Below are 2,373 nucleotides of genomic sequence, written 5' to 3'. Positions count from 1 at the left end.
CTCCGTTTGATGTGATGGTTTGCTGGTATTGACAAAAAATAGCGAATTTCCTACATCGAAATGAGTTGTTTATCACCCGTTGATGGTAGAAATATGTAAACTATCTTAAAAAAGAGCGGGTTTAATCAGAATTTTGATAAAGCTTCCTCATCCACTGGCACTTCCTCGAACACGTTAAACTAATCAAAGCTAAACTAAAAAACGTTAACTAAAACACAAAACCTGATGATTGCAACTGCTAATCGGATAAAACACGAAGTTAAAGACCTATCTCTGGCACCAAAAGGAAAACAGCGGATTGAATGGGCTGGACGGGAGATGCCAGTGCTCAAGCAAATCCGAGACCGCTTTGCCCAAGAAAAGCCTTTAGAAGGAATTCGTTTAGTTGCTTGCTGTCACGTAACCACCGAAACTGCCCATTTAGCGATCGCACTCAAGGCTGCTGGTGCTGATGCTCTGCTGATTGCCAGCAACCCTCTGTCAACCCAAGATGATGTAGCTGCTAGCTTAGTGGTTGATCATGAGATTCCTGTATTTGCCATCAAAGGGGAAGATAACGAAACCTATCACCGCCACGTTGAAATTGCCCTGGATCACAAACCCAACATCATAATCGATGATGGTAGCGATGTTACCGCCACTCTAGTAAAAGAGCGCCAACACCAGCTCGGTGATATCATTGGCACCACCGAAGAAACCACCACTGGTATTGTCCGTCTCCGGGCTATGTTCAATGACGGTGTGTTGACATTCCCAGCAATGAATGTTAACGATGCTGACACCAAACACTTCTTTGACAATCGCTACGGTACTGGTCAATCTACCCTTGATGGTATTATCCGCGCCACCAACGTGTTGTTAGCTGGTAAAAACGTGGTTGTGGCCGGTTATGGCTGGTGTGGCAAAGGCACAGCACTTCGAGCTCGGGGACTGGGAGCCAATGTCATTGTTACTGAAATTGACCCCACTAAAGCCATTGAAGCTGTAATGGATGGCTTCCGGGTAATGCCGATGGCAGAAGCTGCTCCCTTAGGTGACTTGTTTGTCACAGTTACTGGAAACAAGCACGTGATTCGCCCTGATCATTTCGAGGCGATGAAAGATGGCGCAATGGTTTGCAACTCCGGTCACTTCGACATTGAAATTGACCTCAAGTCCTTAGGGGAAATGGCAAATGAAGTCAAAGAAGTACGGAACTTTACCCAAGAGTACTGTTTGAAAAATGGTAAATCCGTTGTGGTACTGGGTGAAGGACGCCTGATTAACCTGGCAGCAGCTGAAGGTCATCCCAGTGCGGTGATGGACATGAGCTTTGCTAACCAAGCTTTGGCCTGTGAATACCTAGTCAAGAACAAAGGATCCATTGAACCAGGTTTACACTCCATCCCTGAAGCAGTGGATAAGGACATTGCCCGGTTGAAGTTACAAGCAATGGGCATTAACATTGATTCCCTAACCGCAGACCAAATCGAGTACATCAACTCTTGGACTTCTGGAACCTAAAACTAGGGTAATCCCTTGACGATACCGGTTCAATAATCCTGATCTCTATTCTTGGGTAATGGGTTATCGGTAATAGGTAATGGGTTATGGGTAATGGGTAATTGCTAGTTGAGGATTAGCCATTATCCATTACCCTGACCGACCTAAACGATTTAAAATGGCACCTCTAAAAACTTTTGTATCCTTGACAAGGAATAAGATATAGTATAAGAAGGGTTTTGAACGAAAATTTAATATCAACCCTATAGGTATAACAAGGTATAACAAAATAACAAAATTCTATCGGCTCTTGCATAAATCTTTAAACAGAGGGTGATAAGTACTATAGCCCGATAGCAAAAATTGACTTTTGCAAGAGGCCTATTAATGAGTAGGGTGATTGATCATGATCTGGCAACAATCTCCAACCTATCTGGCAGTGTTGACTACTATGCTGTCGGCTGCACTGGTAACTGACTTCACGGCACCCCAGTTACTGGCACAGTCATACCCACACCATGAAGTTGGTGCACACTTCCCACCACCACCAGAGCGAGGGTCACCGTCTAGAACCCTAGGGGCTGGGACATGGATGATTGAATTTCCACCAGTACCAGAACGAGGAGAACCGAAAAGAACAGCAGGAGGGGGGTCTCGTAGCTATTCCTGTACTGACAACGGTGACATCCCTTTGACTGCTATCGTGCCAGCCAATAATCTGGTCACAACCGTGGCGGCTAACCCTACACTGTTCTGGTATGTTCCCAAAACTACAGCCTCCGAAGCAGAATTTGTGTTAATTGATGACCAGAATCAAGAGGTTTACCTGACCACCTTGACCCTAGATAACACGAACGGTATTGTGCAACTAAACGTACCGGAAACTGTACC

At 45.1% G+C, this 2,373-nt stretch carries 2 protein-coding genes; both read left to right on the top strand.

Annotated elements, in window-relative coordinates; translation table 11 throughout:
• Positions 1–225: 225 nt before the first annotated feature.
• Positions 226–1,503, top strand: coding sequence for an adenosylhomocysteinase (gene ahcY / locus F6K52_RS35405; protein WP_293089746.1), 1,278 nt, complete (start codon positions 226–228; stop codon positions 1,501–1,503).
• A gap of 385 nt (positions 1,504–1,888) precedes the next feature.
• On the top strand, positions 1,889–2,373 hold a 485-nt coding region (locus F6K52_RS35400; protein WP_293089744.1), incomplete at its 3' end, for a DUF928 domain-containing protein.

The organism is Moorena sp. SIO3H5 (assembly GCF_010692395.1).
GTDB lineage: Bacteria > Cyanobacteriota > Cyanobacteriia > Cyanobacteriales > Coleofasciculaceae > Moorena.
Note: the sequence above shows the minus strand (reverse complement) of the source record. Positions and strands in the feature narration are given on the sequence as shown.

Coding starts and splice junctions, on each gene's coding strand:
- ahcY (WP_293089746.1), top strand. CDS start 226: ATGATTGCAACTGCTAATCGGATAAAACACGAAGTTAAAGACCTATCT.